This is a genomic window from Mesorhizobium sp. M1428, assembly GCF_040317515.1.
Lineage (GTDB): Bacteria > Pseudomonadota > Alphaproteobacteria > Rhizobiales > Rhizobiaceae > Mesorhizobium.
This window is the reverse complement of sequence record NZ_JAMYKT010000013.1, coordinates 94,524-116,936: the sequence shown is the minus strand read 5'-3', so window position 1 is coordinate 116,936 and position 22,413 is coordinate 94,524. Positions and strand designations below refer to the sequence as shown.

Genomic DNA, 22,413 nt, shown 5'->3' with positions numbered 1-22,413 from the left:
TGCCCTATGGCACGCAAATCGCTGTTAGGATGGGTGAAGACCGTAGCTTTTGCTGGCTTATTCGCGGTGGGTACGAATGCCGCAAGCGCCCAATATCAATACTGCGTTGAACATGGCGCCCTCGTCGCCCACCTGACTGAGAATTTCCAGGAAAAACAGTTTGCTCTCGGACTGATCGGTCAGGAGGCGGTCATGGAAGTTTTTGTCGCCGATAGCGGAAGCTGGACGGTCATCGTGACCGACGTCGCCGGCAGAAGCTGCATTGTCGCAGCCGGCGAAAATTGGGAAAGCGTAGAGGCCCTGCCCGGCCAAAACTCATGAGGGAGCGGGCGGCGTCAGCGCGTAGCCGCTGCCTCAGCGTGGCCGCGCAGCAGCGCCATCAGCCGCTTGGCGTCCTTGGCCGCGGCCTCTTCGTCGCCGGCGAGGATCGAGCGGATCAGCGCGACGTGGTGCTCGGCGGATTCGGCCAAGCCGGTGTCGGCCTTGTAGCGAAACCAGAAGCGGCGGCTGTGGGTTTGCAAGGGCGCCGCCAGGCGCGCGGCGAACGGGTTGTCGGCAGCCAGCGCCAGCGCTTCGTCGAGCGCCTTGTCGGCCTGGATGAAGTAAAACACATTTTCCGAAATCACCGCCTTTTGCATGGCAAGGGCAGCGTCATGAAACAGGTCGGCGGCCTCGCGGGTGACGAAGCGGGCGGCCGAGCGGGCAAGCACCACCTCGACGCCACGGCGGGCGTCGAGGACACGCAGCCAGTCGCCGGGGTGAAGCGGCGCGATGGCGATGCCGGCGCGCGGCCGGACCTCAAGCAGCCCCTCCCAGGCCAGCCGCTGGATCGCTTCGCGAACCGGGGTGCGGCCGAGGCCGAGCCTGTCGATCAGCGCCCCCTCGGTGATGAAGCTCGCCGGCGCCAGTTCGAGCGTTACGATCATGTGCTCGAGCCTGCGGTAGGCCTTCGCAGTTGCCGGCTCGGAGCCCGGGCTGTCATATACCAATGCGGCATCTCCTGATATATTGTTGATATATCATAGCGGATTCAATGTTGACAGCCGGCTTCTTAAGAAATATACGACTGATATATCAGATGGAGCGATCGACATGTGGGCCGGAGTCTTCCCCGCCGTTACGACCAAATTCACCGAGGACGACAGCCTCGACCACGCCGAGATGGAGCGCTGCTTTGCGCTGCAGATGGAGGCCGGCTGTGACGGCATCATCGTCTGCGGCTCGCTTGGCGAAGGCCCGATGCTGTCGCATGACGAGAAGATCGCGGTGCTGAAGACCGCGCAGAAGGTCGCCGGCAAGAAGCCGGTGCTGTTGACGGTCAACGAGGCCGGTACACGCGAGGCGGCGGCGATCGCGCGCCGCGCCGCCAAGGAAGGCGCCAATGGTTTGATGGTGGTGCCGAGCCCGATCTACCATACCAATGCCGAGGAGACGGTCGCGGCACTCAGCGCCGTCGCCGCGGCCGGTGATCTGCCGGTGATGATCTACTCCAACCGGCTTGCTTATCGCGCCGACGTCACTGTCGACCAGATGGAGGAGTTGGCGAAAGACCAGCGCTTCGTTGCCATCAAGGAGTCCTCCGACGACATCCGCCGCTCGACCGAGATCATCAACCGTCTCGGCGATCGCTACGACCTGTTCACCGGCGTCGATAATCTTGCCTTCGAGGCGCTGTCGGTCGGCGCCATCGGCTGGGTGGCGGGCCTGGTCACCGCGTTCCCGCGCGAGACCGTCGCGATCTACCAGCTGATGAGGCAGGGCCGCCGCGAGGAGGCATTGAAGATCTACCGCTGGTTCCGGCCGCTGCTCGACCTCGACGTCTCGACCTATCTGGTGCAGAACATCAAGCTCGCCGAAGTCTTGGCGATCAACACCAACGACCGCGTGCGCATGCCGCGCCAGCCATTGTCGGGCGAGCGGCGCAAGACAGTCGAAAAGATCGTCAGGGATGCGCTGGCGGTGCGGCCAGAGCTGCCGGCATTCTGATCCAGTCGCTTTGATGGCATTTGCAGATGTGCAGCGCGGCGCATGGCAATGAATGACAATGCTACGCTCGATGTCGCCATCATTGGTGGCGGCATTATCGGCATCTGTGCCGCCGCCTTTCTGGCCGAGGCGGGCCGAAACGTCACGATCTTCGATCGGACAGGGATATGCGAGGAGACCAGTTCCGGCAATGCCGCCGCCTTTGCCTTCTCCGACGTGCTGCCGCTGGCCCACAAGGGCATGATCAGGCAGTTGCCGAAATGGCTCGCCGACCCGCTCGGCCCGCTCAGCATTCCGCCCGCCTATCTGCCGAAGCTGCTGCCCTGGCTGGTCCGCTTCTGGCGTGCCGGCCGAAGCGACCGCTATGAAGCCGGCCTTGCCGCGCAGGCCGGGATGATGAAGCTCGCCGAGGCGGAATGGATGGGCTTGCTCGACCGTTCCGGCACACGGCCGATGCTGCACGAGGACGGCTCGCTCGAACTCTACGAAAGCGAGGCCGAGTTCAAGGCTTCGCTGCCCGGCTGGGCGGCACGGCAGCGCTTCGGCATCGGCTTCAGCCATGTCGAGGGTAGGGCTCTCACAGCCCTGCAGCCCGGCCTGTCGCCGCGCTTCGTCAAGGGAACGTTCGTGCCGGGGTGGAAAACCGTCGCCGATCCCAAGCTGCTTGGAAAGGCCTTGTGGGCCTATGCCGAGGGGTTGGGCGCCGGGTTCGAAAAGGCCCGGATCGAGCGTGTCGAGGCGGGACAGGACGGCGCGATCCTGACCGCGGCCGACGGCACGAGGCGACGGGCGAAGCACGTCGTCATTGCTGCCGGGGCCTGGTCGCATCTGCTGGCGAGACATCTCGGCGACGGCATCCCGCTGGAGACCGAGCGTGGCTACAACACGACGTTGCCGAAGACTGCCTTCGACGTAAGGCGGCAATTGATCTTTTCCGGGCATGGCTTCGTCATCACGCCGCTCGAGACGGGCTTGCGCGTTGGCGGCGCTGTCGAGCTCGGCGGCCTAGAGAGGCCGCCCAATTATGCGCGCTCGAAAGCGCTGCTCGAAAAGGCGCAGAAATTCCTGCCGGGGCTGGATCCGGCCAATGGCCGCGAATGGATGGGCTTCCGACCGTCGCTGCCGGATTCGCTGCCGGTGATCGGGCGGTCGCAACAAACGCCGTCGGTTGTGTATGGTTTCGGCCATGGTCACCTCGGCCTGACCCAGGCCGCGGCGACCGGGCGCTTGATCCGCGAACTTGTTCTCGGGCAGAGTCCATCGCTCGATCTCGGCCCGTTCAGCCCGCAACGGTTTTGAGTTCGAAGACATTCAGTTGGGAGCCGGCATGGCCAAGAATTCCTTCTTCTGCATAGACGGCCACACCTGCGGCAATCCGGTGCGGCTGGTCGCCGGCGGTGGGCCTTTGCTCAAGGGCTCGACGATGATGGAGCGGCGAGCGCATTTCCTGGCCGAATATGACTGGATTCTCACCGGCCTGATGTTCGAGCCGCGCGGCCATGACGTGATGTCCGGCTCGATCCTCTATCCACCGACGCGCGAGGATTGCGACATCGCCATCCTGTTCATCGAAACCTCGGGCTGCCTGCCGATGTGCGGCCATGGCACCATCGGCACGGTAACTTTTGCGGTCGAGCATGGGCTGATCAAGCCGAAGACACCGGGCGTGCTCAGGCTGGATACGCCGGCGGGCGTGGTCGTAGCCGAGTACAGCCAAGTCGGCGACTATGTCGAGGAGGTTCGCATTACCAATGTGCCGTCCTTCCTCTACGCCGAGGGACTGACGGTCGAGTGCCCCGGGCTCGGCGAAATCAGCGTCGATGTCGCCTATGGCGGCAATTTCTACGCCATCGTCGAACCGCAAAAGAACTATCGCGACATGGCCGAGCATTCGGCCGGCGACCTGATCGCCTGGAGCCCGGTGGTGCGGCAACGGCTCAACGAAAAATATACCTTCGTGCATCCGGAGAATCCCGGCATCAACAAGCTGTCGCACATATTGTGGACCGGCGCGCCGACCAACCCGCAAGCCGATGCCCGGAACGCCGTCTTCTATGGCGACAAGGCAATCGACCGGTCGCCCTGCGGCACCGGCACCTCGGCGCGCATGGCGCAGCTTCACGCCAAGGGCAAGCTTGGGGTTGGCGAGGACTTCGTCCATGAATCGATCATCGGGTCGCTGTTCAAGGGCAGGGTGGAGAAAGAGGTCACCGTCGCCGGCAACCCGGCAATCATTCCGTCGATCGGCGGCTGGGCGCGGATGACCGGATTGAACACGATCTTCATCGACGACCGCGACCCGTTCGCGCACGGCTTCGTCGTCAAATAGGGAAATTACTGACGCAAGGGAAAGAAAGAGAGCGCAAACGAATTGCGATCGATCACGCAACGATCCCGCTCATCAACTTATTTTGACGCCGATTTCTTCGAAATAGAGCGCATGCTGCGATTGAATCGTCAAAGACATTGCGTTAGGCCAATGGTAGGGTTCGCGATGGTCCAGGGGTCGGACGGGAACAAAACGGGCAATCGGACGGCGTGCGGCGAAAACACGCATAATGATCGAAAAATCACGTTGCAATCCGGGCTCGAAACTTTACGACTAGGGGAAATACGAAAAGGAATGCGTCTGCATGGGCGACATTCCAGGGGAGCCACGACAGCATGCAGTACTTTGTCCAGCAGCTTATCAATGGGCTGACGCTGGGATCGATCTATGGGCTGATAGCGATCGGCTATACGATGGTCTACGGCATCATCGGCATGATCAATTTCGCCCATGGCGACATTTTTATGATCGGCGCTTTCACCGCGCTCATCGTTTTCCTTATCCTCGGTGCATTGTTCTATTCGCTGCCGATCGTCATTGCGCTGCTGATCATGATGATCGTCGCGATGCTGCTGACCAGCCTGTATAACTGGACGATCGAGAAGGTGGCCTACCGGCCTTTGCGCGGTTCATTCCGGCTGGCGCCGCTGATCACCGCGATCGGCATGTCGATTGCGCTGTCCAATTTCGTCCAGGTGACGCAAGGGCCGCGCAACAAGCCGGTCCCGCCAATGGTGTCCAAGGTCTACAACATCGAAGGCATCAGCGTCTCGCTGAAGCAGATCATCATCGTCCTGGTCACCATAGTCCTGCTGGCGTTGTTCTGGTACCTGGTCAACAAGACTTCGCTCGGCCGGGCGCAGCGCGCCTGCGAGCAGGACCGCAAGATGGCCGCACTGCTTGGCATCGACGTCGACCGCACCATCTCGATCACCTTCATCATGGGCGCCGCCCTTGCCGCCGTCGCCGGCACTTTGTTCCTGATGTACTACGGTGTGGTGGTGTTTTCCGACGGCTTTACGCCCGGTGTGAAGGCATTTACTGCCGCGGTGCTCGGCGGCATCGGCTCACTGCCCGGCGCCGTGCTCGGCGGGCTGATGATTGGCTTCATCGAAAGCATGTGGTCGGCTTATTTCTCGATCGATTACAAGGACGTCGCCGCCTTCTCCATCCTGGCGATCGTACTGATCTTCCTGCCTTCCGGCATTCTCGGCCGGCCAGAAGTCGAAAAGGTCTGAGATCATGGCGGTTACCGTATCTCCGGAAAGCACCGTCGTCGCCACCCCGGTCCAGCGCGCTTTTCGCGAAGCGCTCTATGCCGGCGCCATCGCGCTCGGCCTGTTCGTCCTGTTCATCGGCCTGAAGACCGACCAGAACATTTCCAACGAACTGATCCTCGTGCAGCGCTGGGGCTTGCTCGCCGGCGTCGTGATCGCCACCATGGCCGGACGCTTCCTTTACGTCGCCTATGGCCAACCCTTCCTGGCGAACCAGAAGATCGTCGACGTCGCCACCGGCCTGCTGCCGGTCAGCCTGGCTTCGCGATTCTTCCGCCTTCCCGCGTTCATCGTGGCGCTCGCCGTCGCCGTCATTCTGCTCGCGCTCAGTGGCTTCCTGACCGAGGCCTTAGGGCCGGAAATTTCCGATTTTGTGCGGTTCCTGCGGGCGCTCGCAATCATCTATGCGCTGGCGTGGCTGATTTATCGTTTCCGGGCCTTCATTCATGCTCATTTCTCGGCATTGGGCATAACCGCACTGGCGCTCTACCCGATCGTCGTGGTGTTGGTGCTGGCGCTATATGCCGGGTCCATGGCGGTCGGTTTCCAGGGTTCGCTGAAGTATGTCGACAATTTCGGCATCCAGATCCTGATCTACGTGATGCTGGCCTGGGGGTTGAATATCGTTATTGGTTTGGCCGGCCTGCTCGACCTCGGCTATGTCGCCTTCTACGCCGTCGGTGCCTATGCTTATGCGCTGCTCGGCACGCATTTCGGCCTTTCCTTCTGGATCCTGCTGCCCGCCGCCGGCCTGATGGCCGCATTCTGGGGCGTGATGCTGGGCTTCCCTGTGCTGCGCCTGCGCGGTGACTATCTGGCGATCGTGACGCTCGCTTTCGGCGAGATCATAAGGCTGGTGATCATCAACTGGCGCGAAGTGACCAACGGCTCGGCCGGGATTTCCGGCATCCCGAAGGTCTCTTTCTTCGGCCTGATGTCGTTCAACGTCTCCGACCCGAACTACATCGCCAAGGTGCTCGGCATCGCGCAGTCCGGCGCCTACTACAAGATCTTCCTCTACTACCTGATCCTTGGACTCTGCCTGCTGACCGCCTTCGTCACGGTGAGGCTCAGGCGCCTGCCGGTCGGCCGCGCCTGGGAAGCGCTGCGCGAGGACGAGATCGCCTGCCGCTCGCTCGGCATCAACACCACCACCACCAAGCTCACGGCCTTTGCCACGGGCGCGATGTTCGGCGGCTTCGCCGGCTCGTTCTTCGCCGCGCGGCAAGGCTTCGTCAGCCCGGAATCCTTCGTCTTCCTGGAATCGGCGATCATCCTTGCCATCGTCGTGCTTGGCGGCATGGGCTCGCTGGTCGGCATTGCCGTCGCCGCCATGGTGATGATCGGCGGCACCGAAATCCTGCGCGAACTGGATTTCCTCAAGACCGGCCTGAGTTGGGGCAACATCAAGGTCATACCCGGGTTCGGCCCCGACTTTACGCCGGAGCTTTATCGCATGCTGTTGTTCGGCATGGCCATGGTCATCGTCATGCTGTGGAAGCCGCGTGGCTTCGTCGGCAGCCGCGAGCCGACAGCCTTCCTCAAGGTGCGCAGGGCGGTGTCCGGGTCCTTCACCAAGGAGGGACACGGCTGATGAATGCGAGCCCCTCCGTGAACGATGCCATCCTGCAGGTCGAGCATCTGTCGATGAAGTTCGGCGGTCTCATCGCCATCGGCGATTTGTCGTTCCAGGCCAAACGTGGCGAGATCACCGCGCTGATCGGTCCCAACGGCGCCGGCAAGACCACCGTGTTCAATTGCATCACCGGTTTCTACAAGCCGTCGGAAGGCATGATCACGCTCAACCGGCGCGACGGCTCGACCTTCCTGCTCGAACGCTTGCCGAACCATGAGATCCCGGCGCGTGCCAAGGTGGCGCGCACCTTCCAGAACATCCGCCTGTTCTCGGGCATGACGCTGCTGGAGAACCTTCTGGTCGCCCAGCACAACAAGCTGATGAAGGCGTCCGGCTATACTATTCTCGGCCTGTTCGGCTATAGCGGATACAGACAGGCTTCGGCGGAATCGGTTGAACTGGCCGAGCACTGGCTGGAGAAGGCCGATCTCGTCGACCGCGCCGACGATCCTGCCGGCGATCTGCCATATGGCGCGCAGCGACGGCTCGAAATTGCTCGCGCCATGTGCACCGGCCCTGAGCTTCTGTGCCTCGACGAGCCGGCTGCCGGCCTTAATCCGAAGGAATCGGCGGCACTCAATGCGCTGCTGATGGACATCAAGGACAACACCGGCACGTCGATCCTTTTGATCGAGCACGACATGGCGGTGGTCATGCAGATTTCAGACCATGTCGTCGTGCTCGAATACGGGCGCAAGATCTCCGACGGCAACCCGCAATCGGTACGCACCGACCCGCGCGTCATCGCCGCCTATCTCGGTGTCGAAGACGAGGAAGTCGAGACGGTGCTGACCGAGGTCGGTGACGAAGACGTCATCGAGCAACTGGATACCGGTCCGGATTATGCACACGGCCCGGGCACATCGTCTTCCTATCTCGCCGGACCGGTGGCCGATACGGTCGGCCATAGCGAGGGCGAACGCGTCACCGTGTCAAAGGGCGCTTCGAAAGCCGGGCAGATCGATGCAAGGTCGAGCGCTGCTGCAAAGTCCGGATCGGCCAAAGCCAAATCGGCCACGAAATCTTCCACGGCAAAGCCGGGCAAGGCTCCGGCGAAGCCGAAAACTCCCGGCACCTCTAATCGGCGCGGAGGGCGGAAATAATGGCCGGCACAACGCTGCTCGATATCAAGGGCGTCCAGACCTACTACGGCAACATCAGGGCGCTGAACGGCGTCGACGTCACCGTCAAACAGGGCGAGATCGTGGCGCTGATCGGCGCCAACGGCGCCGGCAAGTCGACACTGATGATGACCATCTTCGGTGCTCCGCGCGCTCGTGCCGGCACCATCACTTTCGCCGGCACCGATATCACCCAGATGCCGACCCACGAGATCGCGCGCATGCGTATCGCGCAGTCGCCGGAGGGCCGGCGCATCTTTCCGCGCATGACGGTGATGGAAAACCTGCAGATGGGCGCCAGCCTCGACGGTCTCAAGCATTACGACGAGGACGTCGAAAGGGTCTTCACGCTGTTCCCGCGGCTCAAGGAACGCGTCGGCCAACGAGGCGGCACACTTTCGGGCGGCGAGCAGCAGATGCTGTCGATCGGCCGCGCGCTGATGGCAAGGCCGAAGCTGCTCTTGCTGGATGAGCCGTCGCTAGGCCTGGCGCCGCTGATCGTCAAGCAGATCTTCGACGCCATTCGCGAGCTAAACCGCACGCAGGGACTGACCGTGTTCCTGGTCGAGCAGAACGCCTTCGGCGCACTGAAGCTCGCCACGCGCGGCTATGTCATGGTCAACGGCAATGTGACGATGAGCGGCACCGGCAAGGAACTGCTCGCCAATCCGGAAGTGCGCGCCGCCTATCTCGAGGGCGGCCATCACTGAGTTTCAGGAGTCTTCATCATGCAGGGCATTATGCAGGGCATTCTCTATGAGGAACCCTCGATCTGGCAGTTCTTTTTCGTCACCTGCCTGCTCGGTGGCTGGGCGGCCTGGATGACGGGCAAGGCGTGTGCCCAAACATGGCGCAGCTTCGCCCAGCTATTCGCCTATATGCTGGGGCTCGGCATCGGCGTAAGATTCATCCATCATGCGCTGTTCGGCGGAACGATGTTTTCGCTGCATTACTACGTGGTCGATACCATCGTGCTGATGATATTGGGCTTCATTGGCTACCAATACACGCGCACCAACCAGATGGTAACGCAGTATAATTGGCTTTACGAAAGAGCCTCTCTTTTGAGCTGGAAACCAAAAGGTTGACATTTATCATTAACGGCGTTTCAGGGATGAATCGGCGTGACAAGTGCCTGAAAATCGGCAAAGTACTCTTTCTGCGAGCAAGAGTGGGCATCGCATGAAAGCAACATCCACGCCCACTCGGTAAATGGGAGCGTTTCAATGAAAAAGTCACTTTTGTCCGCCGTCGCCCTGACCGCGCTTGTCGCGTTCAGCGGCAACGCGTGGGCTGACATCCTGATCGGCGTTGCCGGTCCGATCACCGGTCCGAACGCGGCGTTCGGTGCCCAACTTCAGAAGGGTGCCGAACAGGCAGTCGCCGATATCAATGCGGCGGGCGGCGTTCTTGGCCAGCAGCTCAAGCTTGAAGTCGGCGACGACGTCTCCGATCCCAAGCAAGGCATCTCGGTCGCCAACAAGTTCGTCGCCGACGGCGTCAAGTACGTCGATGGCCACTTCAACTCCGGCGTCTCGATCCCGGCCTCGGAAGTCTACGCCGAGAACGGCATCCTTGAGATCACCCCGGCCGCGACCAATCCGAAGTTGACCGAACGTGGCATGTGGAACACCTTCCGCACCTGCGGACGTGACGATCAGCAGGGCAAGGTCGCCGGCGACTATCTCGCCGCGAACTTCAAGGATGCCAAGATCGCTGTCATCCATGACAAGACGCCTTATGGCCAGGGCCTCGCCGACGAAACCAAGAAGGCGCTCGCAGCCAACGGCGTGACTGAGGCCATGTATGAAGGCATCAATGTCGGCGACAAGGATTTCTCGGCCCTCATCGCCAAGATGAAGGACGCGGGCGTCACGGTCGTCTACTATGGCGGCCTGCACACCGAAGCCGGCCTGATCATACGCCAGCTCGCCGACCAGGGCCTCAAGGCAACCTTCATGTCCGGCGACGGCATCGTGTCGAACGAATTGGCCTCCATCGCGGGCGACGCCGTCGAGGGCACGCTGATGACGTTCGCTCCGGATCCGCGCAAGAATCCGAACGCCAAGGAACTCGTCGAGAAGTTCCGTGCGGCCGGCTTCGAGCCCGAGGCCTACACCCTCTACTCCTACGCAGCGATGGAAATCATCGCGGCCGCCATTACCAAGACCGGTTCAGCCGATGACGCTCAGAAGGTAGCCGAGACCATCAAGTCGGCCGGCCCCTGGAAGACCGCGATCGGCGAGATCGGCTACGACGCGAAGGGCGATATCACCCGTCCGGACTACGTCATGTACACCTGGAAGAAGGGTGACGACGGCAAATACACCTATGTCGAGAACGCACCCGGCAAATAACCGGACGTTGCTACATGAAAATGCCCGGCGCCTCGCGCCGGGCATTTTTTATAGGAGTTTCCCGAAAGCCTGGATCGGAACTGCCCAGGCGTTCTCCGGACCGACACGCAATGTGTCAGCGTGACCGATCGAACTAAATCGGTTTAATCCCTCTTTTCGATTTTGTTTGCACTGCAGCATTTTCGCGCTAATCATGTCCGGCAGTTCCCTTCCCCGTCCGGAGCCCTGTCCTTGGCAATCTCGAAGATCCTTGTCGCCAACCGCTCCGAAATAGCCATCCGCGTCTTCCGCGCGGCCAATGAACTCGGCCTCAAAACCGTGGCGATCTGGGCAGAGGAGGACAAATACTCCCTGCATCGCTTCAAGGCCGACGAAAGCTACCAGGTCGGGCGCGGGCCGCATTTGACCAGGGATATGGGGCCGATCGAAAGCTATCTGTCGATCGAGGAGGTTATCCGCGTCGCCAGGCTTTCGGGCGCCGATGCCATCCATCCGGGTTACGGGCTGCTGTCGGAGAGCCCGGAATTCGCCGAGGCCTGTGCCAAGGCCGGCATCATCTTCATCGGACCAAAGCCCGATACGATGCGCCGGCTGGGCAACAAGGTCGCCGCCCGCAATCTCGCGATCGAAGTCGGCGTGCCGGTAATTCCCGCGACCGATCCCTTGCCGGACGACATGGCGGCGGTAAAGGAACTTGCCAAGACGATCGGCTACCCGGTGATGCTCAAGGCATCCTGGGGCGGCGGCGGCCGCGGCATGCGCGCCGTCCGCTCCGAGGCCGATCTCCCCCGCGAGGTGATGGAAGGCAAGCGTGAGGCAAAGGCGGCTTTCGGCAAGGACGAGGTCTATCTCGAAAAGCTGATCGAGCGCGCCCGCCATGTCGAGGTGCAGGTACTGGGCGACACGCATGGCAACGCCGTGCACCTGTTCGAGCGCGATTGTTCGATCCAGCGCCGCAACCAGAAAGTGGTCGAGCGGGCGCCGGCGCCGTATCTTGAAATGCCGCAGCGCGAGGAGCTTTGCGGCTATGCGCTGAGGATCGCGCGCGAAACCAGCTATATCGGCGCCGGCACGGTCGAGTTCCTCCAGGATGCCGACACCGGAAAATTCTACTTCATCGAGGTCAATCCGCGTATCCAGGTCGAGCACACCGTCACCGAACAGGTGACCGGCATCGACATCGTCAAGGCGCAGATCCATATCCTCGACGGCTTTGCCATCGGCACGGCGGAATCGGGCGTTCCGGCGCAGAAGGACATCAGGCTCAACGGTCACGCCCTGCAGTGCCGCATCACCACGGAAGATCCCGAGCATAATTTCATCCCCGACTACGGCCGCATCACCGCCTATCGCGGCGCCACCGGCTTCGGTATCCGCCTTGATGGCGGCACCGCCTATTCGGGGGCGGTCATCACCCGCTTCTACGATCCGCTGCTGGAAAAGGTAACGGCTTGGGCGCCGACGCCGGCCGAAACCATCGCCCGCATGAACCGGGCGCTGCGCGAATTCCGCATCCGCGGCGTGGCGACCAACCTCACCTTTCTCGAGGCGATCATCAATCACCCGAGCTTCGCCGACAATTCCTACACCACCAAGTTCATCGACACGACGCCGGAACTGTTCGCCAGCGTGAAACGGCAGGACCGCGCGACCAAGCTGCTCAACTATCTTGCCGACGTTTCGGTCAATGGTCATCCCGAGACGCGCGGCCGGCCGCAGCCAAAGGCCGATGCGGCGCCGCCGGTGGTGCCATATCTCAACGGCAATGTGCCGCACGGCAGCAAGCAGAAGCTCGACGTGCTCGGGCCGGAGAAATTCGCCGCGTGGATGCGCGAACAAAAAGAGGTGCTGGTCACCGACACGACAATGCGCGACGGGCATCAATCCTTGCTCGCGACGCGTGTGCGCACCTATGACATCGCCGGAATTGCCGGCACCTATGCGCGTGCTCTGCCGCAGCTTTTGTCGCTCGAATGCTGGGGCGGCGCCACATTCGACGTCGCCATGCGCTTTCTCACCGAAGACCCGTGGGAGCGGCTGTCGCTGGTGCGCGAGGCAGCACCCAACCTTCTGCTGCAGATGCTCCTGCGCGGCGCCAACGGCGTTGGCTATACCAACTATCCCGACAATGTCGTCCAGCATTTCGTCCGCCAGGCCGCTGCCGGCGGCATCGACCTGTTCCGGGTCTTCGATTGCCTGAATTGGGTCGACAACATGCGCGTCGCCATGGATGCGGTCGGCGCCGAGGGCAGACTGATCGAAGCGGCTATCTGTTATACCGGCGACATACTCGATCCGGCGCGGGCCAAATACGATCTGAAATACTATGTCGGCCTGGCCAGGGAATTGCAGGCGGCAGGCGCCCATATCATCGCCGTCAAGGATATGGCCGGGCTTTTGAAACCGGCGGCGGCCCGCGTGCTGTTCAAGGCACTGCGCGAGGCGACGGACCTGCCGATCCACTTCCACACCCACGACACATCCGGCCTGTCGGCGGCAACCGTGCTGGCGGCGGTGGAGAGCGGCGTCGACGCCATCGACGCGGCGATGGATTCGCTATCGGGCAACACCTCGCAGCCGTGCCTGGGTTCGATCGTCGAGGCGCTGAAAGGCACCGAGCGCGATCCGGGCCTCGACCCGCAATGGATCAGGAACATCTCGTTCTATTGGGAGGCGGTGCGCAATCAATACGCCGCCTTTGAAAGCGACCTGAAGGGGCCGGCATCGGAGGTCTATCTGCACGAAATGCCGGGCGGGCAGTTCACCAACCTCAAGGAACAGGCGCGCTCGCTCGGGTTGGAGACACGCTGGCACGAAGTGGCGCAGACGTATCACGACGTCAATCTGATGTTCGGCGATATCGTCAAGGTGACGCCGTCGTCCAAGGTCGTCGGCGACATGGCGCTGATGATGGTGAGCCAGGACCTGACCGTCGCCGATGTCGAGAATCCGGCGAGGGACATCGCCTTCCCGGATTCGGTGGTGTCGATGTTGCGCGGCGATCTCGGCCAGTCGCCGGGCGGCTGGCCAAAGCCATTGCAGAAGAAGGTGCTGAAGGGCGAAAAGCCGATCACGGTGCGGCCGGGCTCGCTGCTCAAACCGGCGGACCTCAAGGCCAGTCGCACGGAGGTCGAGGAAAAGCTCGAGCGCAAGCTCAGCGAGTTCGAGTTCGCGTCGTGGCTGATGTATCCGAAGGTGTTTTCGGATTTTGCCGCCGCGCAGGAGACCTACGGGCCGGTCAGCGTGCTGCCGACGCCGACCTATTTCTACGGCATGAAGCCGGAAGACGAGATTTTCGTCGATATCGAAAAAGGCAAGACGCTGGTGGTGCGCTGCCTTGCCCTGGGCGATGTCGACGAAAAGGGCATGGTCACCGTGTTCTTCGAGCTCAACGGCCAGCCGCGCCGCGTGAAGGTGCCGGACCGGGCGCATGGCGCGTCCGCTGCCAAGGCGCGGCGCAAGGCGGAGCCGGGCAACGAGGCGCATGTCGGCGCGCCGATGCCTGGCGTCGTCTCGGCGCTTGCGGTCGCTGCCGGTCAGGCGGTGAAGGCCGGCGACGTGCTGCTGTCGATCGAAGCGATGAAGATGGAAACGGCGTTGCATGCCGAACGCGACGGCACCATAGCCGAAGTGCTGGTCAAGGCCGGCGACCAGATCGATGCCAAGGATCTGCTGATCGCATTCGGGTAAGGTGTGCTGATATTCAGGTGATGCCGGCCTGCAAACGCCGGCTTCCTGCGCTTCCGGTGCTCACGTACTCAGGTACGCTCCGCTCCGGTTCTCGGCAGCCATCGTTTTCGGCTCGGCCTGACCTGAATCTCTACACACCTTAAGGCGTGCCCAACCCCTTCATGCCGCATCGATAGCACCTTGACCCGCCGCGCCCGGTCGGGCATCGAACCGCTGCAATTCGCCGCTCGGGTCCCCCCCCGAGTCGCGGCGAGAAAACGACGCGGAGAGAAGAATATGGCCGACGACATCACCGAGACCAGCCAGACTGTTGCCGCCGGCCAGCTGCGCGCCTTCATCGAACGCATCGAGCGGCTCGAGGAAGAGAAGAAGACGATTGCCGACGACATCAAGGAAGTGTTCGCAGAGGCCAAGGGCACCGGCTTCGACACCAAGGCGATGCGGTCGATTATCCGGCTGCGCAAGAAGGACCAGGCCGAGCGGCAGGAAGAGGAATCCATTCTCGATCTGTACAAGGCCGCGCTTGGAATGGTGTAAGCCGGTAACAGCCTTGGGCGCCGGTTGCGGCGCCCCTCGACGGTTGGAACCATGAGCGAATTCGATTTTGGCGCCCGCCGCGCCTCTGAATTCCGCCAACGCAGCTTCTGGACGCTGTTCGCGGAACGGCATCCGGATGAAAGGGCTCTGCTGGCGAGGCGCGGACCGTGGTTCTGGCAGCGTGGGCTGCCCGATTTCGCATTGGTCATTTCAATGTATGTCGCGCCTGCGCACAATCATGTCGGCGTCTTCTTCGGCCGCAACGAGAAATTCGGTGCCACGCAAGCCTGGTCGCGGCTGAAGCCGTTCCAGCCGGCCATCGAAGACCGGCTGAAGCTCAGGCCAGAACAAAGTTGCGACGGCCTCGGCATCAATTCGATGTGGCGGGTGAATTGTTTTGCCGAGGACAATTGGCCGGCGATGACCGATTGGCTGGTGACGGAAGCCTCGCGTTTCGAGCGCGCGATTGCCGAAGTTCTGGGTCAGGAATAAAGCAGGGTTCCAGACGCAATCCTTGTGGAAGGGTTGCTCTGGTGAGCAGGGCGAGGGAGCCGGTGGATCGATGACGATCATGTCGCGCGTTGCCGCTTTCTTCCGCTCACGCTGGCTGGGCGGCGTGCCGCTCGATCGGCTGTTCTGGCGCGACCTGGTCATTGTCGGCACAGCGATCAACGTTGCGTCGTCGGTGGCGGCACTCATTCTGCTCGGGCTGAAGCTGCCGCTTGCGCTGGTCCTGGCGGTGCATTTCGCGCCGGTACCCTACAATATCTTCCTGACCTTTGCCGTTTGGCGAACTGCCGGAACATCGAGTGGCGTCAAGGCCTCGCTGATGACGCTTGGCGCCACATTGTGGCTGATCCTGGTGGTCGTGGCCTGACGATCAGGCGGCCGGCTCGAATTTGAGCGCCACGCCGTTGATGCAATAGCGCAGACCGGTCGGCGGCGGGCCGTCCTCGAAGACATGGCCGAGATGGCTGCCGCAGCGGGCACAATGGCACTCGGTGCGGACCATGCCGTAGCTGCGGTCGACGGTGGTCTCGACCGAGCCCGGCACGGGATCGTTGAAGCTCGGCCAACCGGTGCCGCTCTCGAATTTCAGCTTGGATTCAAACAAGGGCTGGTCGCAGCCGACGCAGGAGAAGGTGCCGGCGCGCTTCTCGTACAGCAGCGCGCAGCTTCCCGGCCGCTCGGTGCCGTGGTTGCGCATCACCGCATATTGCTCGGGCGTCAGCCGGGCGCGCCATTCGGCGTCGGTGCGGGTAACGGGGTAGGTGTGGCTGTCCATTTTTTCCTCTTAGCTTATGTCGCTATTTGGGTTGCCTTCCCAACTTCGCCTGAAATAGGCATTTGTTACGGCGTTTGCCCGTATTTCCAAGTCCTGCTGCGAAAAATTCCTCAGGCGATGGCCGCGAGATAGCGCGCAACCGATGATGAAAATGCCGCCTTTGCACCTCCGATGACGTTCTGGTTCCACCATGCGCCGTAGATATGGTCGAATGCGAAAGGCTCCAGCGCAGCCTTGATGCCGAGCACTTTCGTCGCGTTGAGCGGGATATAGTTCGGATAGCTGTACATGAAGCTGACATGACGGCGCGTCGGCGTCACCTGCAGTATGTCGCCGGCCAGGATGGCATTGCCGGTATCGCGCTTCCAGTGCAGCACCTGGCCACCGGCAAAGTGGCCGCCGCAGCGGATGAGCGTCAGCGACGGGTTTATGGCGCGCGTCTCGCCTTCCCAGCTGATGATCGCCGGATGCGGCCGCATGATCCATTGACGATCATCGGCGTGCAGATAAATCGGCACGCCGCCAAACGCCTCGCTCCATTCGACCATTGCCGAATAATAGTGGCAATGCGAAATGGCGATGGCGGCCAGGCCGCCCCGGCGGTTGATCTCCGCCACCGCCTCGTCGCTGACCATCGAGATGCAGTCCCACAGCACATTGCCGTGCGGCGTTTGCGCCAGCAACGCCCGCTGGCCGATGGCGAAGCGCGGCTCGATGCCGAAAGCGAGCGCGCCGGCATCATCCTTGATCACGACCCGATACCCGGCGGCGAGCTCTTCCGGCGTGGTCCAGGCCTGGCCCTCCCAGCGCACATATTGCCGCTCGTCCTCGCAGATCGGGCAATGTCGCGGCGACGTCGCTGTCGCCGCGAACTGGACACCGCATTGCAGGCAAAGGAAACAGGTCGACCGTCCTGTTTTGCGTGGATCCATTCAGTGCTTCCTTGAAAGTTGCTTCGTCGCGGCTTCGAGGCCGGCGAGCGTCAGCGGAAACATGCGGCCGCCAAAGATATCGCGGATCATGGCAATCGAATGGGTATAGCCCCAGTTCTTCTCGGCTTCGGGGTTGAGCCAAATGGCGTTCGGCCATTGCTGCAGCAGCCGGCCGAGCCAGACGGCGCCGGCCTCCTTGTTCCAGTGCTCGACCGAGCCGCCGGGTTGGGCAATCTCATAGGGGCTCATCGAGGCGTCGCCGACGACGATCACCTTGTAGTCGGGGCCATATTTATGGAGGAGATCGAAGGTCGGAATCACCTCGGCATGGCGGCGGCGATTGTCCTTCCACACCCCTTCGTAGAGGCAGTTGTGGAAGTAGAAATATTCGAGCTGGCGGAACTCGGCGCGGGCGGCCGAGAACAGCTCTTCGACACTCCTGATATGGTCGTCCATCGAGCCGCCGACATCGAAGAAAATCAGCAGCTTGACGGCATTGCGACGTTCGGGTTGTGTCTTAACGTCAAGATAACCGTGCTCGGCGGTGGCGTGGATGGTGCCGGGCAGGTCGAATTCCTCTTCGGCGCCTTCGCGCACCCAGCGGCGCAGGCGCTTCAGCGCGACCTTGATGTTGCGGGTGCCGAGTTCGACGGCGTCATCGAAATTCCTGAACTCGCGCCTGTCCCAGACTTTTACCGCGCGGCGGTTGCGGCTTTCGTGCTGGCCGATGCGCACGCCTTCGGGATTGTAGCCATAGGCGCCGAAGGGCGAGGTGCCGCCGGTGCCGATCCATTTCGAACCGCCCTGATGCCGGCCCTTTTGCTCCTCCAACCGCTTCTTCAGCGTCTCCATCAGCTTTTCGAAGCCGCCCAGCGCCTCGACCAGTTTCTTCTCCTCGTCGGTCAGGTGCTTTTCGGCGAGCCTCCGCAGCCATTCCTCCGGGATGTTTGCGACATCGACCGGGTCTTCGCCGGCCAGCGCCTCGACACCTTTAAAGATGTGCGAAAAGACCTGGTCGAAGCGGTCGATGTGGCGCTCGTCCTTCACCAGAGCGGCGCGGGCGAGATAGTAAAAGCCCTCGACATCATAGTCGACCAGCCCGGCTTCCAGCCCCTCCAGCAGCGACAGATATTCGCGGAGCGAGACTGGAACCCGCGCTGCCTTCAATTCGAGGAAGAAGGGGATGAACATCGTACGACTTTATCTGTGACCTTCGATCTTCTCCCGTGCGGCGCTGGCGATGAAGGCGGAACGCGTCAGCCCACGCCGGCTAGCCTCCTCGTCGATCGCCGCTAGAAGGCCTGCGTCGAGCGACAGATTGGCCCGGACTGGTCGTCCGGAATCGATCAACACAGGGATCATCACCGCGGATTCACCAGCGGCACTGTCGAGTTCGCCCTGTTGGAGCAACTCCGCCACCGTATGGGGGACCGGCAAGGGCAAGCGTTTCGCCGTGCGTGCTTCGACCCATTCGCGCACGGCGGACGTGGCGTCAGCGATCGCCTCCTCGGGACTTGCGCCGCCACCGTGACATCCGGGAAGATCGGGCACCCGCACTCCCCAGACGTCATTTGCGCCGTCGAGAATTCCGACATAGTGCGTCATGATCGTCCTTAAATCCATCCAGCAAGCCGGGCGATCGACCGCGCGACACCCAGAGATTGTTCGCGATGCCGCGGCACGATGATCATGGTCTCCGGCCTCTCCGGATGCTCATACTTCTCATGCTTGCCGCCGCCTACGTTCACCCAGCCGTCACGTAAAAGCCTCGTGACGATCTTGCGCGTGTTGGTCTCGATCAGCGGCACGGGCAGTCCTGATCATGCGCAATATATTGCGCAACAGTAGCTATTTCAATCGTCGGCAGCCATCACATCAAATCATATTCGATGAAGCCCGTGCGCCGCGCCACGTGGTCGTAGAGCTTGCGCGCGGTGGTGTTGGTCTCGTGCGTCATCCAGTAGACGTTCTTGACGCCGATCTTGCCGGCTTCCTGCTTGACCGCTTCGATCAGGGCGGCGCCGACGCCCTTGCCGCGCACATCGGGATCGGCGAACAGGTCCTGCAGGTAGCAGTTGTTTATCTCCGACCAGCAGGAGCGATGGTAGAGATAGTGCGTCAGGCCGACGGCCTTGCCGTCGAGGGTGGCGATGAAACCTTTTGGCTCGAACTCGCCCGCCGTGAACAGCCGCTTCCAGGTGACGGCGTAAACCGTTTCCGGCAGCTTGGTTTCGTAGAAGGTGAGATAGGCGGTCCACAGACGCCGCCAGTCGGCATGGTCGGATTGCGCAAGCGGGCGGACGGTGATCTCGGTCATTTCGTTTCCCTCTGAACTCGGCCACCCGAAGCTGCCTCCGTGCCTGGCCAAGGGCAACGGTCCAGCACGGGGAAAGCGCTGTCCGGTAGCTTTGGTCGGCTTCCGGCCGACCCGCCCCTCACCCCTGCCGTCTCGCCATGAAGGCCAGGCGCTCGAACAGATGCACGTCCTGTTCGTTCTTCAGCAACGCGCCATGCAATTTCGGCAGCGCATTCTTCGGGTCGGCGCGCAGGTCTTCCGGCGCGATGTCGTCGGCGACGAGCAGGCGGATCCAGTCGAGTGCCTCGGAGGTCGACGGCTTCTTCTTGAGGCCCGGCACGTCACGGATCTCGTAGAACTGGGTCAGTGCTGCTCGCACGAGATTCTGCTTAATGCCGGGATAGTGCACGTCGACGATTTTGTGCAGCGTCTTGACGTCGGGAAAGCGGATGTAGTGGAAGAAGCAGCGGCGCAGGAAGGCGTCCGGCAATTCCTTCTCGTTGTTGGAGGTGATGATGACGATCGGCCTGACGATGGCGCGGATGGTCTCGCCGGTCTCGTAGACGAAGAACTCCATCCGATCCAGTTCCTGCAACAGATCGTTGGGGAATTCGATGTCGGCCTTGTCGATCTCGTCGATCAGAAGCACGACTTTCTTGCCGGCGGCAAAGGCATCCCATAATTTGCCGCGCTTGATGTAATTGCGGATGTCGTTGAAGCGCTCATCGCCGAGCTGGCTGTCGCGCAGCCGCGAGACGGCGTCATATTCATAGAGACCCTGCTGCGCCCGTGTCGTCGATTTGACGTGCCATTCGATCAGATCCAGGCCGAGAGCTGCCGCCACCTGGCGGGCAAGTTCGGTCTTGCCGGTGCCGGGCTCGCCCTTGACCAGCAACGGCCGCTCCAGCGCGATCGCCGCGTTGACTGCCACCATCAGATCCTTGTCGGCAACATAGGCTGCCGTGCCTTCGAAACGCATTTTTGCTCCCGGGTTCATCGCGCGACCCTAAGGACGCGGCCTTCGCTGTGCAAGGCGCCGCTGGCGAAGCGGGGATCTTGCGGGCGCTGACCTCGTCGAGGGGTTCTGCGTCGAATTAAGCGCCGAAACATGTCGTCTCTCTGGCGCTTGGTCTGCCGTCTGCCTATATTGGCGGGGACGGTCTGCGCTTCCCGGCAGGAGAACATTTTCCCCGGGGCCTTAATGATCCCTAGGGAGCTGTCCCTGGGAAGACCCGTGGGTTTTCTCATACGGCGCCCACCTACTTTGTAGGTTCCCGGGATCGCTCTCTCCACCGGTTGTGTGGATCGTCACCTATCGAAAAGGCCATATCTGAAGGCCATGTCTGGCGGATCTTGTCGTCGCGCCGCTTTGTGCGGTTCGCGCCGCTCCTCCAAAACGTCGCTCGTAAAACTCCATCCAAATCTGACCTTTTCTATCGTCGGCGCATGACATCCCCAAAAGACCGGAAAAAAAATCTCCGCAACCAAGCCCTCGGGCGCCGCGACGCGCTCGATCCGTTCTGGCGGGTGGAGGCAGCACTCGAAATGGCTGAGACGGCGCGCGACCGGATCACGGTCGAGCCGGGCCAGATCGTCTCAGGCTTCTGGCCGATGCGCTCGGAAGTCGACGTCCGGCCGCTGATGTTTGCCTTGCGCGAAAAGGGGGCAAGGCTCTGCCTGCCGGCCATCCTGGACAAGACCACCATCGTTTTTCGCGAGCTGGTACGCGGCGCGCCGATGATCGACATGGGCTTCGGCACCGTCGGGCCGCATGAGGAAGCCGAGGTGCTCGATCCCCAAACGATGCTGGTGCCGCTTGCCGCCTTCGATTCGCGCGGCCACCGCATCGGGTACGGCGCCGGCTATTACGACCGGGCGATCGCGCGGCTGGCCGACAAGGGGCAACAGCCGCGGCTGATCGGCATTGCCTTCGACTGCCAGGAGGTGGCCCTGGTGCCGGACGAGCCGCATGACATGATCATTCCGGAAATACTCACCGAGAGCGGGTTGCGCCGGTTCGCGCCGAAATTGTAGATAAGTTCCTGGACGCATGATCTTTTCCGAAAGTCATGCAGCTTTTTGCTTCGCTGACCTTCGGTTCGGGATCACGCTTATATGAGACTTCTCTTCCTCGGCGACATGGTCGGCAAGACAGGACGTACGGCGGTGTGGGAACAACTGCCCGGCCTGATCTCGGATTTCAAACTCGACTTCGTCATCGTCAATGGCGAGAACGCCGCCGGCGGCTTCGGCATCACCGAGGAGATTTTTCGCGAGACGATCTCGGCCGGCGCCGATGTCGTCACCACCGGCAACCATGTCTGGGACCAGCGCGATGCGCTGATTTTCGCACCGCGCGAAGAGCGCTTCCTGCGTCCGTCCAATTTCCCCAAGGGTACGCCGGGGCGCGGCTCAGGCGTTTACATCGCCAGGAACGGCGCGCGCGTGCTGGTCGCCAACATCATGGGCCGGGTGTTCATGCATCCCGAACTCGACGATCCGTTCCAGGCCGGCGAGCGCGAACTTGCCGCTTGTCCGCTTGGCGAGCAGGCCGATGCGATCGTCATCGATTTCCATGCCGAGGCGACCTCGGAAAAAATGTGCTTCGCCCATTTCGTCGATGGCCGTGCCAGCCTTGTTGTCGGTACCCATACGCATCAACCGACCGGCGATCACCAGATCCTCAATGGCGGCACCGGTTATATTTCCGATGCCGGCATGTGCGGCGATTACGATTCCTCGCTCGGCATGGACAAGGAGGAGCCGCTCAACCGGTTCTTGTCCAAGGTGCCGAAAGGCCGCTTCGAGGCGTCGACCGGACCGGCGACATTGTGCGGCGTTGGCGTCGACATTTCCGACCGTAGCGGCCTGACCGAACGGATCGCGCCGTTTCGCCGCGGCCCGCGGCTGGAGGAAACGGCCCCATCCTTCTGGTCGTGACATTGATATGGACGCTTGCAATACCCA

Annotated in this window: 23 protein-coding genes, 1 other RNA gene and 1 pseudogene; 17 read left to right on the top strand and 8 right to left on the bottom strand. The window is 62.0% G+C overall.

The annotated features are described in order from the left end of the window. Positions 1-6: 6 nt before the first annotated feature. Complete coding sequence (locus NKG60_RS19535; RefSeq protein ID WP_352465658.1) at positions 7-321, top strand: hypothetical protein; 315 nt, start codon at positions 7-9, stop codon at positions 319-321. Positions 322-335: 14 nt separating this feature from the next. Here the strand turns inward: NKG60_RS19535 and NKG60_RS19530 are convergent, their stop codons facing one another. Further along, positions 336-926 (bottom strand): GntR family transcriptional regulator, encoded by a 591-nt coding sequence (locus NKG60_RS19530; protein ID WP_502895519.1) that lies wholly within the window; start codon positions 924-926, stop codon positions 336-338. Between the two features lie 166 nt (positions 927-1,092). Between NKG60_RS19530 and NKG60_RS19525 the strand changes: the two genes are divergently transcribed. From NKG60_RS19525 to NKG60_RS19465, 13 genes and pseudogenes are all read left to right on the top strand, one after another. Further along, positions 1,093-1,986 carry a dihydrodipicolinate synthase family protein gene (locus NKG60_RS19525; protein ID WP_352975359.1) on the top strand — a complete coding sequence of 298 codons (894 nt, stop codon included), beginning with the start codon at positions 1,093-1,095 and terminating at the stop codon, positions 1,984-1,986. 48 nt (positions 1,987-2,034) lie between these two features. Next, a complete protein-coding gene (locus NKG60_RS19520) occupies positions 2,035-3,285 on the top strand; it encodes an NAD(P)/FAD-dependent oxidoreductase (RefSeq protein ID WP_352666103.1) in 1,251 nt (416 codons plus the stop codon). 28 nt (positions 3,286-3,313) lie between these two features. Then, on the top strand, positions 3,314-4,315 hold the full coding sequence (locus tag NKG60_RS19515; RefSeq protein WP_352865565.1) for a 4-hydroxyproline epimerase: 1,002 nt from the start codon (positions 3,314-3,316) through the stop codon (positions 4,313-4,315). Between the two features lie 335 nt (positions 4,316-4,650). Beyond that, positions 4,651-5,553 carry a branched-chain amino acid ABC transporter permease gene (locus NKG60_RS19510; protein WP_352666105.1) on the top strand — a complete coding sequence of 301 codons (903 nt, stop codon included), beginning with the start codon at positions 4,651-4,653 and terminating at the stop codon, positions 5,551-5,553. Positions 5,554-5,557: 4 nt separating this feature from the next. After that, positions 5,558-7,186: a high-affinity branched-chain amino acid ABC transporter permease LivM gene (gene livM, locus NKG60_RS19505; RefSeq protein ID WP_352666106.1), complete on the top strand. Its 1,629-nt coding sequence runs from the start codon at positions 5,558-5,560 to the stop codon at positions 7,184-7,186. Beyond that, a pseudogene (locus tag NKG60_RS19500) lies at positions 7,186-8,322 on the top strand (ABC transporter ATP-binding protein); the annotation flags it as partial. The gene livM and the pseudogene NKG60_RS19500, both read left to right, overlap by 1 nt. Before the next feature lie 8 nt (positions 8,323-8,330). Continuing rightward, entirely contained in the window at positions 8,331-9,059 is a 729-nt protein-coding gene (locus NKG60_RS19495) for an ABC transporter ATP-binding protein (protein WP_254816420.1), read from the top strand. A gap of 30 nt (positions 9,060-9,089) precedes the next feature. After that, the gene (locus NKG60_RS19490; RefSeq protein WP_254816421.1) at positions 9,090-9,437 is read left to right on the top strand and encodes a DUF6867 family protein; all 348 of its coding nucleotides are present in this window, start codon (positions 9,090-9,092) and stop codon (positions 9,435-9,437) included. A 138-nt stretch (positions 9,438-9,575) separates the two neighbouring features. Next, positions 9,576-10,706 (top strand): branched-chain amino acid ABC transporter substrate-binding protein, encoded by a 1,131-nt coding sequence (locus NKG60_RS19485; RefSeq protein ID WP_352666107.1) that lies wholly within the window; start codon positions 9,576-9,578, stop codon positions 10,704-10,706. Positions 10,707-10,937: 231 nt separating this feature from the next. Beyond that, positions 10,938-14,396, top strand: a complete 3,459-nt coding sequence (gene pyc, locus NKG60_RS19480; RefSeq protein ID WP_352666108.1) for a pyruvate carboxylase — start codon at positions 10,938-10,940, stop codon at positions 14,394-14,396. A gap of 276 nt (positions 14,397-14,672) precedes the next feature. Continuing rightward, positions 14,673-14,933, top strand: coding sequence for a DUF2312 domain-containing protein (locus tag NKG60_RS19475; protein ID WP_023719653.1), 261 nt, complete (start codon positions 14,673-14,675; stop codon positions 14,931-14,933). Between the two features lie 51 nt (positions 14,934-14,984). Then, on the top strand, positions 14,985-15,425 hold the full coding sequence (locus tag NKG60_RS19470; RefSeq protein ID WP_352666109.1) for a hypothetical protein: 441 nt from the start codon (positions 14,985-14,987) through the stop codon (positions 15,423-15,425). Positions 15,426-15,495: 70 nt separating this feature from the next. Then, positions 15,496-15,810, top strand: a complete 315-nt coding sequence (locus NKG60_RS19465) for a hypothetical protein (RefSeq protein ID WP_352666110.1) — start codon at positions 15,496-15,498, stop codon at positions 15,808-15,810. A gap of 3 nt (positions 15,811-15,813) precedes the next feature. Here NKG60_RS19465 and msrB read toward each other — a convergent pair whose 3' ends face one another. The 7 genes from msrB to NKG60_RS19430 form a co-directional block, all read right to left on the bottom strand. Next, entirely contained in the window at positions 15,814-16,218 is a 405-nt protein-coding gene (msrB, locus tag NKG60_RS19460) for a peptide-methionine (R)-S-oxide reductase MsrB (protein ID WP_287151808.1), read from the bottom strand. A 110-nt stretch (positions 16,219-16,328) separates the two neighbouring features. Continuing rightward, the gene (locus NKG60_RS19455; RefSeq protein WP_352666112.1) at positions 16,329-17,150 is read right to left on the bottom strand and encodes an MBL fold metallo-hydrolase; all 822 of its coding nucleotides are present in this window, start codon (positions 17,148-17,150) and stop codon (positions 16,329-16,331) included. Beyond that, entirely contained in the window at positions 17,151-18,341 is a 1,191-nt protein-coding gene (locus NKG60_RS19450) for a vWA domain-containing protein (RefSeq protein WP_352666114.1), read from the bottom strand. Positions 18,342-18,350: 9 nt separating this feature from the next. Then, positions 18,351-18,755 (bottom strand): type II toxin-antitoxin system HicB family antitoxin, encoded by a 405-nt coding sequence (locus tag NKG60_RS19445; RefSeq protein WP_352666116.1) that lies wholly within the window; start codon positions 18,753-18,755, stop codon positions 18,351-18,353. Positions 18,756-18,763: 8 nt separating this feature from the next. Continuing rightward, positions 18,764-18,958: a type II toxin-antitoxin system HicA family toxin gene (locus NKG60_RS19440; protein WP_352666118.1), complete on the bottom strand. Its 195-nt coding sequence runs from the start codon at positions 18,956-18,958 to the stop codon at positions 18,764-18,766. A 62-nt stretch (positions 18,959-19,020) separates the two neighbouring features. Continuing rightward, entirely contained in the window at positions 19,021-19,467 is a 447-nt protein-coding gene (locus NKG60_RS19435) for a GNAT family N-acetyltransferase (RefSeq protein WP_352666120.1), read from the bottom strand. A 118-nt stretch (positions 19,468-19,585) separates the two neighbouring features. Then, entirely contained in the window at positions 19,586-20,425 is an 840-nt protein-coding gene (locus NKG60_RS19430) for an AAA family ATPase (protein ID WP_352666121.1), read from the bottom strand. A 176-nt stretch (positions 20,426-20,601) separates the two neighbouring features. On the opposite strand from NKG60_RS19430, the gene ssrS reads away from it, so the two are divergent. From ssrS to NKG60_RS19415, 3 genes are all read left to right on the top strand, one after another. Further along, positions 20,602-20,757, top strand: a non-coding RNA gene (ssrS, locus tag NKG60_RS19425) — 6S RNA. 135 nt (positions 20,758-20,892) lie between these two features. Beyond that, positions 20,893-21,480 (top strand): 5-formyltetrahydrofolate cyclo-ligase, encoded by a 588-nt coding sequence (locus NKG60_RS19420; protein WP_352666122.1) that lies wholly within the window; start codon positions 20,893-20,895, stop codon positions 21,478-21,480. Positions 21,481-21,561: 81 nt separating this feature from the next. Further along, complete coding sequence (locus NKG60_RS19415) at positions 21,562-22,386, top strand: TIGR00282 family metallophosphoesterase (protein WP_023678036.1); 825 nt, start codon at positions 21,562-21,564, stop codon at positions 22,384-22,386. The last annotated feature ends 27 nt before the right edge of the window (positions 22,387-22,413 follow it).

Coding starts and splice junctions, on each gene's coding strand:
- NKG60_RS19535 (WP_352465658.1), top strand. CDS start 7: ATGGCACGCAAATCGCTGTTAGGATGGGTGAAGACCGTAGCTTTTGCT.
- NKG60_RS19530 (WP_502895519.1), bottom strand. CDS start 926: ATGATCGTAACGCTCGAACTGGCGCCGGCGAGCTTCATCACCGAGGGG.
- NKG60_RS19525 (WP_352975359.1), top strand. CDS start 1,093: ATGTGGGCCGGAGTCTTCCCCGCCGTTACGACCAAATTCACCGAGGAC.
- NKG60_RS19520 (WP_352666103.1), top strand. CDS start 2,035: ATGAATGACAATGCTACGCTCGATGTCGCCATCATTGGTGGCGGCATT.
- NKG60_RS19515 (WP_352865565.1), top strand. CDS start 3,314: ATGGCCAAGAATTCCTTCTTCTGCATAGACGGCCACACCTGCGGCAAT.
- NKG60_RS19510 (WP_352666105.1), top strand. CDS start 4,651: ATGCAGTACTTTGTCCAGCAGCTTATCAATGGGCTGACGCTGGGATCG.
- livM (WP_352666106.1), top strand. CDS start 5,558: ATGGCGGTTACCGTATCTCCGGAAAGCACCGTCGTCGCCACCCCGGTC.
- NKG60_RS19495 (WP_254816420.1), top strand. CDS start 8,331: ATGGCCGGCACAACGCTGCTCGATATCAAGGGCGTCCAGACCTACTAC.
- NKG60_RS19490 (WP_254816421.1), top strand. CDS start 9,090: ATGCAGGGCATTCTCTATGAGGAACCCTCGATCTGGCAGTTCTTTTTC.
- NKG60_RS19485 (WP_352666107.1), top strand. CDS start 9,576: ATGAAAAAGTCACTTTTGTCCGCCGTCGCCCTGACCGCGCTTGTCGCG.
- NKG60_RS19475 (WP_023719653.1), top strand. CDS start 14,673: ATGGCCGACGACATCACCGAGACCAGCCAGACTGTTGCCGCCGGCCAG.
- NKG60_RS19470 (WP_352666109.1), top strand. CDS start 14,985: ATGAGCGAATTCGATTTTGGCGCCCGCCGCGCCTCTGAATTCCGCCAA.
- NKG60_RS19465 (WP_352666110.1), top strand. CDS start 15,496: ATGACGATCATGTCGCGCGTTGCCGCTTTCTTCCGCTCACGCTGGCTG.
- msrB (WP_287151808.1), bottom strand. CDS start 16,218: ATGGACAGCCACACCTACCCCGTTACCCGCACCGACGCCGAATGGCGC.
- NKG60_RS19455 (WP_352666112.1), bottom strand. CDS start 17,150: ATGGATCCACGCAAAACAGGACGGTCGACCTGTTTCCTTTGCCTGCAA.
- NKG60_RS19450 (WP_352666114.1), bottom strand. CDS start 18,341: ATGTTCATCCCCTTCTTCCTCGAATTGAAGGCAGCGCGGGTTCCAGTC.
- NKG60_RS19445 (WP_352666116.1), bottom strand. CDS start 18,755: ATGACGCACTATGTCGGAATTCTCGACGGCGCAAATGACGTCTGGGGA.
- NKG60_RS19435 (WP_352666120.1), bottom strand. CDS start 19,467: ATGACCGAGATCACCGTCCGCCCGCTTGCGCAATCCGACCATGCCGAC.
- NKG60_RS19430 (WP_352666121.1), bottom strand. CDS start 20,425: ATGCGTTTCGAAGGCACGGCAGCCTATGTTGCCGACAAGGATCTGATG.
- NKG60_RS19420 (WP_352666122.1), top strand. CDS start 20,893: ATGACATCCCCAAAAGACCGGAAAAAAAATCTCCGCAACCAAGCCCTC.
- NKG60_RS19415 (WP_023678036.1), top strand. CDS start 21,562: ATGAGACTTCTCTTCCTCGGCGACATGGTCGGCAAGACAGGACGTACG.